This is a genomic window from Blautia sp. Marseille-P3087 (assembly GCF_900120195.1).
GTDB lineage: Bacteria > Bacillota > Clostridia > Lachnospirales > Lachnospiraceae > Blautia_A.
In genome coordinates, this window is record NZ_LT635539.1 from 371,535 (window position 1) to 385,785 (window position 14,251).

Here is a 14,251-nt window from a genome sequence, read left to right on the forward strand (position 1 = left end):
GCAATAATTAGTGTGACAGATAAAGGAAAATCAACGTTCAAGTATGCCGGCATCTCTTAGATTTGCAAGCAGTGCATTAAAGTCCTCTACAATGTCGTCCAGATTGTTGGCATCCCCCACGGCAGTTGCCGGTGTCACTGTTCCAGCAGGTCCGGTAGCCCCCGTAGCTCCAGTAGCCCCGGTAGCGCCGGTTGAACCAGTAGCTCCCTGCTCTCCGGCAGGTCCAGTAGCCCCGGTTGCTCCAGTTGAACCAGTAGCTCCCTGCTCTCCGGCAGGTCCGGTAGCACCGGTAGGTCCAGTAGCACCGGTAGGCCCGGTAGCCCCAGTTGCTCCGGTATATCCCTGAATTCCAGGTTCGCCCTGCGGTCCCTGTGGGCCTATAGGACCAGGTACTCCCGGGCATCCTCTTGGTCCTGTCGGTCCTGTCGGCCCCGGACAGCCTCTGTTACATTCGCAGTGATTGTTATTTCCAAAACACGATGTACAGGATACATCATCATGTCTGTCCTGCTGCATCTCCAGCTCATTCTGTTTGCGGCGTCTCAACAACATACTATATTCACCTCATACTGCAAATAACTTTCCATACAGTATATGAGCAACAGAATCTAACTGTGCACACAGGATAATGCTATTGTTACTGCTTACAGCAGGAATGCTATAATTTTTTTATCATTCCAATCCATACTTTTCTCTGAAATAATTCGTATTATATTTTACTCCCGGATCATCCGGTTTTTCTTTGCTTGCTTTTTTGTGAAAAAAGAAAGCCTGCTCATGACATCCCATTCTGTCATAGCAGACACAAAGCTGCATATATGGTACAAAGCCATGACATTCTGCCATAAAAAAACCACCCTTCTTTTTTTCAGAAGGAGCGGTAAGTGCCTGACCGTACCAGTAAGCGGCCTGTCTGTACCACTTTCTTTCCAGAAAGATTTTTCCAATCTCGCAGCAGATTTCAGCTCTGGGAATATCCAGCGTCAGACTGTACAGAAAAGCTTCGAGTGCAGCATCGTTTTTTTTAAGTTTGTTATAACACTGTCCGAGAATCATACAGGCATCTATGCGATTCTCAATCCATGTACCCGGCTCTTCCAGAAAAGCTTCGAGTACATCTGCGGTTTCCTGATACTTTTGATGATAAAACAATTCTCGTCCATAATACAATTGGTGTCGTGGTTCCAGCTTTTCCTCCTCAGCCAGCATTTTCTGATAAATTCGAAGATTCCTATCCGGATCTCTCTGAGTGCATTTTCGATGTTGGATTTTTATATCTGAATAAAAAATGTTCCCCGTTGGCGTTATCGCCTCATGAACTTTTCCGCTCCACCGGAAATTTTCTGAAGTTTTAAGAATTCTTTCCCTGTAGTAAGAGAATGTCACCTTTCCAGTGCTGTCAAAACAAGCAGCATATTCCATCATCACTACATCGACTTTTTTATCAAGGGATGCTTTCAGCAGTTTAAGTTTCTCCAGATTCTTTTCATCCATAACATCGTCCGCATCCAGCCACATCCAGTAATCCGTGCGTACTTTTTCTACAAGAAAATTCCTTGCAGCAGAAAAATCATCACACCAGGGAAAATCAAATACCTGAGAGGTATATTGTCCGGCAATCTCTTTCGTTCTGTCCGAAGAACCGGTATCTGCAATCAGAATTTCATCCACAATCTCCGAAACAGGGTTTAATATCCTTTCCAGCACAGCTTCTTCATTTTTTACGATCATACAAAGGGTGAGTGAAATCATATTTGATGATTATCCTTTATGATTTTATAAAATTTATGTATCTTTTATTTGCTATATACCCGTTGGTAAGTATCTGACGGTTTTCGAAAATATTTCTCAGCAGATAAAAAGCAATCAATTGTAAGCAAAAAGGACAGGCCTGTAGCAGACCTGCCCTTTTGAGTATGATTTTATCTGCAGCTGTCGGTCTCTGCCATTTGGCTCATGGCTGGATTGCCGTCCAGATGCTGCATGTTTAATGTTTTTCTTTTCATCCGCTCTTCCTCGGAATGTTTCAGGATAAAGTCCTTGATTTCTTTGGAATGTTTGATATGGCACAGTTTGAGATCCGGGTCTGTAACATCGCCTGTAAAGCAATGAATGGTTCCGAGTCCCAGCATACGCTCCAGCAGAGTACTCTCCAGACGTACATCAATTACTTTATAAAGGTAACAGTCATTCTCCTCTTTTCTCAATAATCCGTTGTTTATTGTTATGATCTCATCTGTAACGGTATAAGAGGTAAAAGTCCATGGTAAGCCAAGAAACATGGAACGCTTTTTTTCTGTATAGGTCATCATTAATCCTCCCTCGTTGTTTTTGCTTTATTTTATCACATAAAGGAACAATTTGCCAGATGCAATAAGGTCAGATCTACCATCCGGTGTTTGCTGCAAAAAACAATATAATTATCTGTACAAAAAGGATGAGGGGGATACCCAATGTAAAATTAAGCTTTTGTGTTTTATGGCGAAACAGGTACATGGCAGCCAGTCCGCCGATGGAGCCGCCGATCAGAGAAAGTCTGAAAAGTGTAGAAACCCGTATTCTTGAACGATGATGTATCGCATTAAACTTATCAATTCCAAACACAGCGAACGTAACAAGATTTATGATGATCAGATAAATATACACTCCTCTGTGTCGGATAAAAAAATCCTGAAAATTGGCGAGCAGATGATAGTCAAAATTGTTCATTGGCAATTACCTACCTTCTGGCAAGTTCGTTGGTGATCTCTTCCCAGGTGGCTCCTTTTTCGACCATGAGGACCATGGCGTGGTACAGAAAATCAGAAATCTCGTATTTGATTTCTTCTTTGTCCGGGTTCTTAGCAGCAATGATGATCTCTGTGCACTCTTCGCCAACTTTTTTGAGTATCTTGTCAATGCCCTTGTCGAAGAGATAGTTGGTATAGGAGCCTTCCTTCGGATGAAGTTTGCGGTCGGCGATGACATCATATACATCCTGGAATACATGAAGCGGATTGGTGTCGTTGGATTCCTTCTGAACCAGAGGTTTGAAGAAACAGCTTCTGCTGCCGGTATGGCAGGCCGCTCCGATCTGATCTACTTTTGCAAGGATCGTGTCGTTGTCACAATCAAGAGCAAGTGACTTGACATATTGGAAATGGCCGGACGTAAGTCCCTTAAGCCAGAGCTCCTGGCGGCTGCGGCTCCAGTATGTCATTTTTCCTGTTTTGAGTGTATTATTAAAAGCTTCTTCATTCATATATGCGACCATAAGTACCTGATCAGTTTTATAATCCTGAACGACTACCGGAATCAGTCCGTCACTGTTCAGTTTAAAATCAGCCCATGCAATGGCACTCTCAAAGGTAACAACAGGAATTCCGTCTGCTTTACAGTCTGTCTTGAAATCCTGAAGAGAAATATCAAGAGAGCTGATATAGGCACCGCTTAAAGCATACACAGAATTCTTCTGAAGCAGAGATTTAAGTGCGGCAGTCTTGCTTACTTCTGTATGAAGGATGATTTTGATAGAGGAACATGCATGAATTTCATCTTGAATGGTATCAAGTGCAAGGACTTCATCTGCAAATGACTCGATCAATGCCTGGTTTGCGGTGAATTCTTCCGTAGAAGAAATACAGACTGCCATTTTTTCTTTGCCGAAACGTCTGGATACTTCTTCAAGAAGCGAAATATTATTGGCTTTTGAAAAATTCAGGACGACCTTTGCACAGCCGGCATAAAGAAGTTTTTTGACGTCTTCCATGCGATTGATATTGCCTGCTGCCATAACAGGAATTTCGGCAGCAGAACAGATGCTCTTAATGTTGGAAATGGCCTGTTCATGCTCTGTGTCTCCGGAAGAAATATCAAAAATGAGAAGTTCATCAGCGCCATTGTCTCGGTAAAAACGGACAAGATTTTCTATGTTTCCGTCACCGAACAGATTTCTCTGACCAAAACCGGTGACTGCTTTTCCTGACTGCAGATACAGACAGGGAATCAATAATTTATCTGCCATGGCTGAATTTCCTCCTTATGCAAGACTTCCCTTAGTAGAAAGTACGTCTGTAATACGCGGATCAAAAGAAACCGCCTGATCCAGAGCTTTTGCAAAGCTTTTGAACATTGCTTCTGCGACATGGTGACTGTTGCCACCGGTAAGAACTTTGATATGCAGATTCATTCCACAGGAATAAGAAATGGCATAGAAAAATTCTTTTACCATTTCGGTGGACATATCTCCGATTTTTTCAGATGTAAATTCTGCATCCCATGAAAAATAAGGGCGTCCGGATAAATCAATAGCACACAGCACCAGAACTTCATCCATAGGCAGAATACAGCTTCCGTAGCGGCGGATGCCTTTTTTGTCCCCAATGGTCTCTTTGATTGCGGAACCAAGCACAATACCGGTATCTTCGATCGTGTGATGATCGTCTACCTGGAGGTCACCGTGTACCCGTATGGCCAGGTCAAAAAGTCCGTGGCGGGTAAAACCATCCAGCATATGATCAAAAAATCCGACACCGGTCTCAATATCTGAGTAACCGGTTCCGTCGAGATTTAGTTTTAATTTGATTTCAGTTTCTTTGGTGTTTCGTTCTACAGAAGCTTCTCTTGCCATGGCTTCTCCTCCTACTGTTCTTCGTCTTCGAACCGTACCGCAATGGAATTTGCGTGTGCAGTCAGCTGTTCGGATGTAGCAAACTGTTCGATATCTTTGTGAATCTTACGCAGTGCCTCTCTTGAATAATATACGATGCTTGACTTCTTGACAAAATCGTCTACGGAAAGTGCGGAGAAAAATTTTGCTGTTCCGTTTGTCGGAAGGACGTGGTTTGGTCCTGCAAAATAATCACCGAGAGGTTCAGAACTATTTTCTCCGATAAAGATGGCACCTGCATTACGTACTTTCATCATAACTTCAAACGGATTTGCAGTCACGATCTCCATATGTTCAGAAGCAATGGCATTTGCTGCATCAATTGCCTCGTCCATGTCTTCGGCAATCAGGATATAGCCAAAATTGTCGAGAGACTTCTGGATGATCTCTTTTCGGGAAAGAACTTTGACAAAACCATCAACTTCTTCGCTGACTTTTGCCGCAAATTCTTTGCTTGTGGTAATCAGGATTGCGGAAGCAAGTTCGTCGTGTTCTGCCTGAGAAAGAAGGTCTGCAGCTACATATCTCGGATTAGCAGTTTCATCGGCAAGAACAAGAATCTCACTTGGTCCTGCAATGGAATCAATGCTGACATATCCATATACGGCTTTTTTGGCGAGAGCAACAAAAATATTGCCAGGTCCTACGATCTTGTCAACTTTCGGGATACTTTCTGTACCGTAGGCAAGAGCACCGATCGCCTGTGCACCGCCGACTTTGTAGATTTCATCAGCACCGGCTTCTTTTGCGGCAACAAGTGTGGACGGATTTACTTTACCGTCTTTTCCCGGAGGGGTGGTCATAACGATCTGGTCAACACCTGCAACTTTGGCAGGTACGATGTTCATAAGAACGGAGGAAGGATATACTGCCTTGCCACCCGGTACATATACACCGACTCTTTCAAGGGCAGTTACTTTCTGACCGAGCATGGTTCCGTTTGTTTCGCTGGTAAACCAGCTGTTCTGTCTCTGCTTTTCGTGATAGCTTCTGATATTGACAAGTGCTTTACGGATGACATCGATCAGCACCGGATCCACAGCTTCATAAGCTTCTTTGATCTCTTCTTCGGTGACTTTGATCGTATCTGCGGTAATTTCAGTTTTGTCAAATTCTTTAGTATAGGCAAAAAGGGCGGAATCACCTTCTGTTTTTACTTTGTGAAGAATCTCATCAACGGCAGATTCGAATTTGCCGTAGTTATTTGGGCTTCGTTTCAGGAGATTTTCCAGAATATCTTTTGTGCTTTCTTTTGTAAGTGCTACTGTACGCATTGTGCTCATCCCTTCTGTTTTTATTTATCAATTACATTTCGAAGATCACGGATCAGATTGCGGATTCGTTCATCTTCCATTTTCATGCTGACTTGATTGACAACCATTCTTGCAGAAAGCGGGCAGACTTCTTCGAGAACATTCAATCCGTTTTCACGGAGTGTGCTTCCTGTTTCTACAATGTCGACGATCACTTCGGACAGTCCGACAATCGGAGCAAGTTCGATGGAACCGTTCAGTTTGATGATTTCTACGGTCTGATGTTTTTTGTTATAGAAATAATCTTTTGCAATATTCGGATATTTGGTTGCTACGCGGATCAGCTGATTATTCTGCAGAAGTTCACGGGCGCTTTCCGGTCCGCAGACGCACATACGGCATTTTCCGAAACCGAGATCCATGACTTCATACATTTTGCGTCCTTCTTCAAGGATGATGTCTTTGCCGGTAACGCCGATATCAGCGGCACCGTACTCAACATAGGTAGGTACGTCAGGACCTTTTGCAAGGAAAAAACGTAATTTCAGTTCTTCGTTGACGAAAATAAGTTTACGCGTATCTTTATCACGCATCTCCTCACAGGTGATACCGATTTTTTCAAACATGTCCAGGGTTTTCTGGGCAAGTCGTCCTTTTGTAAGTGCAACAGTAAGATATCTCATATCAGCAGTCCTCCTTTTCGCGGCGCAGGGCAACGGATGTACCCTTGCTTCTGAGTTCCTGAGCTTCCCGGATGGCTTCACAGCGGTTTGCCTCAGTATAAGTCAGGATGACCGGCGCTTTCTTTTTCGGAAGGCTGATCTTCTGTCTGGACAATGCCATGAGCAGATTATCTACAGCAAGTCCGAAACCGATGGAGGCAGCAGGCTTTCCGAAATGTTTCAGAAGTTCATTGTAGCGGCCGCCTTTTACGACCGGTTCACCGGTTCCATAGGTGTATGCCTGAAAAATGATTCCGGTATAATACTGCAGTTTGCTGAGCATACCAAAATCAAAACTGATATATTTTTCGTATCCGTAGATTTTAAGAATCTCATAAATCTCTTCCAGACGTTCTACGGCTTTGATCGCACAGATATTGTCTGTCAGACTGCGTGCTTTTGCGAGAACTTCTGCAGAGCCAAAGAGATGAGGCAGTTCCAGGAAAGCTTTTTCCAGATTTGTCGGGATATTCTGGCTGCGGACAAGATCTTCTACGCCAAAGTAATTCTTCTGAGAAATCAGAGAACGGAGATTTTCTTCTGCTTCGGTATCCAATCCTGCGTCCTGCAGAAGTGATTTGAAGTAATCCACCTGTCCGACACTGACCTGAAATTCTTTCAGACCGGATTTAAGAAGACATTCTACAGTCATGGCAAGAAGTTCCGCATCTGCTTCGGCAGAATCATCACCGATACGCTCGACACCCATCTGTGTCGTTTCTTTCAGACGTCCCTGATAACTGGAGTTATTAATGAAAGTGTTTCCTGTATAGGACAGTGTGACAACTTCCTGCTCTGGATTGAAATAAGTGGCGCAGGCTCTGGAAACAGACGGGGTAAAGTCCGGACGTAATACCAGAGTGTTTCCTTCACGGTCAAAAAATTTATAAAGATCCTTGGATGGAATCGTTCCAACCTCTCTGCTGAAAACTTCAAAATATTCAAAAGAAGGAGTTTCAATCTCCTCATATCCATAGGAATCAAATACTGTGCGGATTTCTGTCTGAAGATGATGCTTCTGACTGCACTCTCCGTTGTAAATATCGCGTACACCTTCCGGCGTGTGAAAAATTCGCTGCATAATCGTTTCCTCCTCATTATATGAGAAACACTTTAACGTGCTACCATGCTACTATATAAAACAAAGAAATTATAATAGGAAAAGCAGAAATTGTCAATCCCGCAATTTCAAATCTGTCTGGATTCCATCAAGATACGGAATCAGGAATCCATTTTTCTTTTGAAGATAATAAATGTTATTTAATTCTTCGCGTCGAAAACTTTTGCGCCCGCCCTCTTTCATGCGGTTCCAGAAAATTATCAGATCACGTAATGGCAGGTAATAAAATAAATCAGCATGACTGAAAAAGATAAGAAAAAAAGCAATGCCCCCCTGCTGTTCGAATGCATTCATAAACTCGACCTGGTGTGGGTGGATATTGCTTAATGGGAATGTATCAACACTGCATTCTTTGGCATCGAAGCAGACAGGAATTCCCTGTACAGCGCCGATGTAATCGACGGTACTTCTCTGTTCAAAGTAAGCAAGTGTGATATGCCGGTTTTCTTTGTCCATGCGGACCGGTGTGATCGGTGTGGGAATCTTCTGGATCAGGGCAAGCTTTTTCTCGGCGTATTGTTCGTTTGTACGATTGATGAGATCCTCCAGGGTAGAACCCCGGAGGCCTCTGCTGTTCCATGTTGCCATATATATTCCTCTTATTTCAGAAGCTTGATGGATGGATAATAGCGAACGATTGCTTTTCCTACAATCTCATCAAAGGAAACAAAGGTGTTCTTCCAGAATCTGGAATCTCTGGAATATTCACGGTTGTCTCCGAGCATGAAGTAACTGTTTTCCGGCACTGTGTACGGACCATAATTTCCGGTCGGTACTTCTGGTACAAAACTGTCATCCAGAGGTTCATCGGAACCGTTTATGTAGACTTTTCCGTCACGGATTTCAACAGTCTCACCCGGGAGTCCGATCAGACGTTTGATAAACAGCTGGCTTTCGTCATCCGGGAACTTGAAGATGATGATATCAAAACGTTCCGGGTCTTTTGTTTGGTATGAAATATGTTTGCCGAAAAGATCAAAGTTAAGTCCGTATGCCATACGAAATCCGAAGATACGGTCACCGGTCATGATCGTGTTTTCCATAGATTCAGAAGGAATCTTTGCATTGATAAGAACTACGTTGTTTACCACAAGAACAACGACAACAACAATAATGATCATTTTTATATAATCCCAGATTTCATTCCAGATTTTCATAATAACTCTCCTCTAAGTGTTCTTCTTTTAATATGGTTAAAAACTGCTTTGGCAAAGGTGCAAGGAAACATTTGCCGGACAATGTGGCGAACTTTCCGGTAAGCTCCGGGAAAGTCAGCCGGTATGCATGAAGCAGCTGATGATTCAGATGATATTTTTCATGGAAATAACGGTTAAATTCTTTTTGACCGTATTTCATATCGCCGGCAAGGGGATGGCCCTCGGAGGCAAGATGGGCGCGGATCTGATGTGTCCGTCCGGTGATCAGACGCACACGCAGAAGCGTCATATGACTTGTATGCCCCAGCGGTTCATAGCGTGTTTCTATGGGCTGGGAATCTTTTATTTTTGTTTTTGATATAGTTACTTTATTAAGCTTTGTGTCTTTGTAAAGATATCCGCGGATTTGTTCCTTTTCGGTCAGGATACCTTTGACAATGCAGAGATAATCCTTATGGATCGTGCGGTCGTGAAACAGGGAGGACAATTCCTGAAGTCCGGCGAGGGACTTTCCTGCTGCGACGATACCGCTTGTATTTTTGTCCAGGCGGTTGCATACAGATGGATGAAAAGTACGCAGTCCTTCTTCTGTAATTGAACCATTATTTAAAAGGTATCCGATCAGATATTCTACGAGTGATGGTTCTTTTGTATCATCAGGCTGAGAAAGCATGCCGACAGGTTTGTTGATTAAAAGAATATCACTGTCTTCGTAGAGAATATCAAGATCTGTCACTGCTCTCGCAGTCTGTTTCTGCTGGCTGAATTTTGCAAAAGTGTCATCACCTAAAAAAAGTTTTATCTGATCTCCGGTCTGAAGCTTTTCGTTTCCACTTGCTTTTTTGCCGTTTAAGGTGATGTTTTTCTTGCGGAGCATCTTATAAAAGAAACTTTTGGGTGCATTTCCCAGCAGTTTTGCAAGATATTTGTCAAAGCGCTGCCCCGCTTCATTATCTGTAATCTGAAATTCTTTCATATAGCTCCTTTACAGGCAGATCGCAAGGATGGTGTGTTTGATCAGCTCATCTCTTGACAGATCCGGGTATTTTTCATCCGGACGGAATTTGATGCCCTCTTCCAGAGATTCTTTATGTTCATTCATAGAATCAAGACGTTCCAGAAACTGCTCCAGTCTGGTAAATATCTTTACATTGACTTTGAAACCGTTTCCGTGGAGAATCTTCTGCGCTTCCTGTTCCATAAATGCAAGATTGATTTTGGGATCGCTGCTGTAGCCGACGACAACATTTCCGCAGATTGCAAATGCGTCGATGGAAGCACTTTTTTCATAAAAGGTCATGTACATTTCGTAGGACATGGTAAGCTTTCCAGCATGCTGGCTGATTTTTTTATAAACAGAAGCATCCAGTGGTCTGGCACGAAAGATCATGATCAGGCTGACCAGTGATTTACATGCAGGCAGACAGCCGACAACTGCTACGACAGTCCAGATCGTCAGTCTTGTATGAAAATATAATAATGCAGTGAAAAAAATCAACAATGGTACAGCAAACAAAATGGATGTGATGAGAATACGCCTTTTTTTCTCTGAGGAAAGGTATCCGAAATCGCCCTTGCTTCTGTTGGAAAATATATTTATTTTGCTCATGAAACGCTCCTTTTGTTATTTTCGAGTCTTTTTCTTGTGGGTATTACGGATCGTTCGACCGGTCCTTTTTCCGGAGGATGCTTTATGACCAGTGGAAGTACGCTCTGTACGCTGGTTGTTGTCTTTACTGTCTCGCTCCGGACGGATCAGGCATTTCGGTCCAAAGCCAACCAGATCCATCCGACCTGCTTTTTTGAGTCCTTCAAGGACCAGCTTGCGGTTGGCGGGATTTTTGTACTGCATCAGTGCACGCTGAATTGCTTTTTCGTGAGGATCCCTTGGTACATAAACCGGTGTTCCGTCTCTCGGATCAATGCCGGTATAATACATACAGGTAGACAGCGTAGATGGTGTCGGATAGAAATCCTGTACCTGTTCCGGTGTGAAACCGAGATCACGTACATATTCAGCAAGTTTTACCGCGTCTTTGAGCGTACATCCCGGATGGGATGACATAAAATAAGGTACCGCGTACTGTTTTTTGCCGGTAGCCTGATTTTCTTTGTCATAAGCCTTAAGGAAAGCCTCATAGACCTGATGGTTTGGTTTTCCCATATAATGAAGTACCTGATTGGAAACATGTTCCGGTGCTACACGGAGCTGACCGCTGATATGGTGCTTTACAAGTTCTTTCAAAAAAACAGGACTCTTGTCTGCAACTACATAATCAAACCGGACGCCTGAACGGATAAATACTTTTTTGACACCTGGAATTTCACGCAGTTTCCGAAGCAGAGAAACGTAATCTGAATGATCCACTCTGAGATTTTTGCAGGGTTCAGGAAACAGACACTGCCTGTTCTGGCAGACACCCTTTGTCAGCTGTTTCTGACACGAAGGCTGACGGAAATCTGCGGTAGGTCCGCCGACATCATGAATATAACCTTTGAAATCCGGATCCTGAGTCATTTTTATGGCTTCTCTGAGTATAGATTCATGACTCCTGGTCTGCAGAATCCTTCCCTGATGAAAAGTCAGCGCACAGAAACTACAGCCGCCAAAACAACCACGGTTGCTTGTGAGACTGAATTTGATTTCTTCCAGAGCAGGAATGCCGCCCATGGAATCATAGACCGGATGCCATGTCTCACGATACGGAAGATCGTAGACATCGTCCATCTCCTGCTGTGTCAGAGGAAGCGCCGGCGGATTCTGTATGACATATCCTCTGTTACCATAATCTTCTGCAAGCGGATGTGCAGTGAACGGATCTGTATTGCGATACTGTATATTGAAACTTTCGGCATATGTTTTTTTGTCTGCAGTGACGGCTTCAAAAGATGGAAGTACAATCGGATCATAAACACGGGAAAGTTCTTTGCTTTTGAAGACGGTCCCCGGAATATAGGTGATTTCCTCGACCGGAATTCCGCTCTGAAGAGCTTCTGCAATCTGGATGATGGAATGCTCTCCCATTCCATATGAAATCAGATCGGCACCGGAATCCATAAGGACGCTGCGGCGCACACGGTTACTCCAGTAGTCATAATGTGCCAGACGACGAAGGCTTGCCTCGATGCCGCCGAGAATGATCGGTGTATGTTTGTAGGTCTGGCGGATTAGATTGCTGTAAACAACCGTTGGCATATCCGGTCGGAGCCCCATCTGTCCTCCCGGCGAATATGCATCTTTCTGACGGTGTTTACGTGATACGGTATAATGGTTTACCATCGAGTCCATATTTCCGGCCGTAACAAGAAATCCGAGACGTGGCTCACCAAATACCTGAATACTTTCTTTTTTGCGCCAGTCAGGCTGTGCAATGATTCCGACCCGATATCCTCTGCTCTCCAGCAGCCGGCTGATGATCGCGGAACCAAAAGAAGGATGGTCGATGTAGGCATCACCGGTAACGTAGACAAAGTCCACGCAGTCCCATCCTCTTTTCTGCATATCTTTTTTGTTTATTGGTAAAAAATCCTGCATGCGTTACTCCTAAAATGATACGGACTGTGCACGATAGCCCTCGGCAATAATATCAAGCTGACGGTGAAAACGTGCAAGCTGCTGCAGATCCTTCGTGCGGAAGACACGTAAAAATTCGTCCTGAATTTTTTCGACTTCCCGTTTGTTGGAAATCTTGTAAAGATTTTCGATGCTGAGAAGGATATCTTTGACAAGATTGGACTGCATCTGAGAAGAATTCTGCGCATCCATGATCTCATTGCGGACAGAGGACATTTCATGATCCAGTGCAATGATAGCGTCGGCTGCATTGCTGAGTCGTTCTGCTACATGCAAAGGCATTTCACCTTTGTATTTGTATTGCAGGGAATGTTCAATCGTTGCCCAGAAATTCATTGCCATAGTACGAATCTGGATTTCTGCCTGAAGTCTCTTCGGACCGCTGATCGTATCTACAGTATAATAAATAATCAGATGATAACTTCGGTATCCGCTCTGTTTGATGTGTTTGAGGTAATTTTTTTCACTTTTTATCACCATATCGCTGCGGTTTCGGATAATCGCGGCAACAGTATCAATATCTTCTTCGAACTGACATATGATACGAATTCCGGCGATGTCTTCTATTTCTTCTTCCATTTTATCCATCGGGATATGCTTGCGCTGCATTTTTTCCAGAATGCTTGGAAGACTTTTTACACGACCGCTGACCTGCTCTATCGGAGAATACAGGTCGTTTTGCTTATGTTCATCTATAATATGTTCAAATTTTACCATCAGTTCTCTGACGGCAAGCTCATATGGACATAAAATACTTCTCCATAACTGTATTTCCATATAAATCGCTCCTTGACGAGTTGTTGCATTGAAGAAATGTTCCATAGTACCGGAAGACAAAACTTCTCGTACATTATAACACAGATTGCAGATATTATGTTAAGAATATGTATACTTTCTTGTGTTTTTTCGAAGAATGTCCAGGATGTGGTAGGGATTTACACTCATCTCGTCAGTGTATAAGGTGGGAATATAAATTCCCAGATGCAGATGAACCGGGAATTTTCCGACGGTTCCCTCTTCTCCGTAGCCGGTATTTCCCATAAATCCAAGTATGTCTCCGGCAGAAACAGTATCACCGACTGTGAGATCCGGTTCATAAGAGGCAAGGTGCGCATAATAAAAAAAGGCACCGGATTCAGAACGGATTCCAATTCGGTAACCGCCGAGAGGAAGCCAGCCTTTCTGTTCGATGATGCCATCGGTGATGCTGATGATTGGATAATAGTTCGAAATGTTGCGCGAAGCAAAAATATCGGTACCTTCGTGCCTGCGTTCTCCTCCGTAGCTGCGTGGTGTCAGCCAGCTGTTTTCAAAAAAGACTGCTGTATCTGCAACAGGAAAGTATTCCAGATCCGACCAGATCATTTCATAACATTTTTTCAGAAGAAGAAATTCTTCTCTTTTGTATTTCAGATAAGGCGTTGTGTTTGTGGAGACAGTTTCGGGATGAAAATGTCCGTCAAGCATGGTTACAGTAAGAAATTTTGCGAATGACTGTCCGGAATCGGAAAGCTCGGATAATTTTTCATATAATGAAGGAGAAAGGAACTGTTCGCGAAAGAATTCCGAATTACAGGAGACAAAAGTAAGATTTGAAACATGGCTCCGGTCCTGAATCAGCCAGATTATGCTACAGCAGTTCAGAATCAGAAAAAGCAGAATGATAAAGAAAAAAAGACGATTTGATTTCATACAGAAGAAAGCCTTTCTGTAAAGATCTCTTCACAGTATATGCAGAAAAATCCCGCCAGAGTGCGGGATCTTCTGTATATAAATA

General features: G+C 43.4%; 16 protein-coding genes. All 16 read right to left on the bottom strand.

Annotated features, from left to right (window positions below):
* Positions 1-30: 30 nt before the first annotated feature.
* Positions 31-552, bottom strand: a complete 522-nt coding sequence (locus BQ7344_RS01700; RefSeq protein ID WP_072521153.1) for a collagen-like domain-containing protein — start codon at positions 550-552, stop codon at positions 31-33.
* 120 nt (positions 553-672) lie between these two features.
* Entirely contained in the window at positions 673-1,752 is a 1,080-nt protein-coding gene (locus BQ7344_RS01705) for a tetratricopeptide repeat-containing glycosyltransferase (RefSeq protein WP_072521154.1), read from the bottom strand.
* A 170-nt stretch (positions 1,753-1,922) separates the two neighbouring features.
* On the bottom strand, positions 1,923-2,309 hold the full coding sequence (locus BQ7344_RS01710; RefSeq protein WP_072521155.1) for a PH domain-containing protein: 387 nt from the start codon (positions 2,307-2,309) through the stop codon (positions 1,923-1,925).
* 76 nt (positions 2,310-2,385) lie between these two features.
* A complete protein-coding gene (locus tag BQ7344_RS01715; RefSeq protein ID WP_072521156.1) occupies positions 2,386-2,709 on the bottom strand; it encodes a DUF1294 domain-containing protein in 324 nt (107 codons plus the stop codon).
* A 10-nt stretch (positions 2,710-2,719) separates the two neighbouring features.
* Positions 2,720-4,003, bottom strand: a complete 1,284-nt coding sequence (gene hisIE / locus BQ7344_RS01720) for a bifunctional phosphoribosyl-AMP cyclohydrolase/phosphoribosyl-ATP diphosphatase HisIE (protein ID WP_072521157.1) — start codon at positions 4,001-4,003, stop codon at positions 2,720-2,722.
* A 15-nt stretch (positions 4,004-4,018) separates the two neighbouring features.
* The gene (gene hisB, locus BQ7344_RS01725) at positions 4,019-4,609 is read right to left on the bottom strand and encodes an imidazoleglycerol-phosphate dehydratase HisB (RefSeq protein WP_072521158.1); all 591 of its coding nucleotides are present in this window, start codon (positions 4,607-4,609) and stop codon (positions 4,019-4,021) included.
* Positions 4,610-4,620: 11 nt separating this feature from the next.
* Positions 4,621-5,922, bottom strand: coding sequence for a histidinol dehydrogenase (gene hisD, locus BQ7344_RS01730; protein ID WP_072521159.1), 1,302 nt, complete (start codon positions 5,920-5,922; stop codon positions 4,621-4,623).
* A 20-nt stretch (positions 5,923-5,942) separates the two neighbouring features.
* Positions 5,943-6,584: an ATP phosphoribosyltransferase gene (gene hisG, locus BQ7344_RS01735; protein WP_015542703.1), complete on the bottom strand. Its 642-nt coding sequence runs from the start codon at positions 6,582-6,584 to the stop codon at positions 5,943-5,945.
* Between the two features lies 1 nt (position 6,585).
* Positions 6,586-7,704 (bottom strand): ATP phosphoribosyltransferase regulatory subunit, encoded by a 1,119-nt coding sequence (gene hisZ / locus BQ7344_RS01740; protein ID WP_072521160.1) that lies wholly within the window; start codon positions 7,702-7,704, stop codon positions 6,586-6,588.
* A 93-nt stretch (positions 7,705-7,797) separates the two neighbouring features.
* Positions 7,798-8,331 (bottom strand): Holliday junction resolvase RecU, encoded by a 534-nt coding sequence (locus BQ7344_RS01745; protein ID WP_072521161.1) that lies wholly within the window; start codon positions 8,329-8,331, stop codon positions 7,798-7,800.
* Positions 8,332-8,342: 11 nt separating this feature from the next.
* A complete protein-coding gene (lepB, locus tag BQ7344_RS01750; RefSeq protein ID WP_072521162.1) occupies positions 8,343-8,900 on the bottom strand; it encodes a signal peptidase I in 558 nt (185 codons plus the stop codon).
* Positions 8,884-9,876, bottom strand: a complete 993-nt coding sequence (locus tag BQ7344_RS01755) for an RluA family pseudouridine synthase (RefSeq protein WP_072521163.1) — start codon at positions 9,874-9,876, stop codon at positions 8,884-8,886. Before BQ7344_RS01755 ends, lepB begins: the two co-directional genes overlap by 17 nt.
* A 9-nt stretch (positions 9,877-9,885) precedes the next feature.
* The gene (locus BQ7344_RS01760; protein WP_072521164.1) at positions 9,886-10,509 is read right to left on the bottom strand and encodes a hypothetical protein; all 624 of its coding nucleotides are present in this window, start codon (positions 10,507-10,509) and stop codon (positions 9,886-9,888) included.
* 15 nt (positions 10,510-10,524) lie between these two features.
* A complete protein-coding gene (locus BQ7344_RS01765; RefSeq protein WP_072521165.1) occupies positions 10,525-12,435 on the bottom strand; it encodes a YgiQ family radical SAM protein in 1,911 nt (636 codons plus the stop codon).
* A 9-nt stretch (positions 12,436-12,444) separates the two neighbouring features.
* Complete coding sequence (locus BQ7344_RS01770; protein WP_072521166.1) at positions 12,445-13,251, bottom strand: GTP pyrophosphokinase; 807 nt, start codon at positions 13,249-13,251, stop codon at positions 12,445-12,447.
* 99 nt (positions 13,252-13,350) lie between these two features.
* The gene (locus BQ7344_RS01775; RefSeq protein WP_072521167.1) at positions 13,351-14,166 is read right to left on the bottom strand and encodes a M23 family metallopeptidase; all 816 of its coding nucleotides are present in this window, start codon (positions 14,164-14,166) and stop codon (positions 13,351-13,353) included.
* Positions 14,167-14,251: the final 85 nt, after the last annotated feature.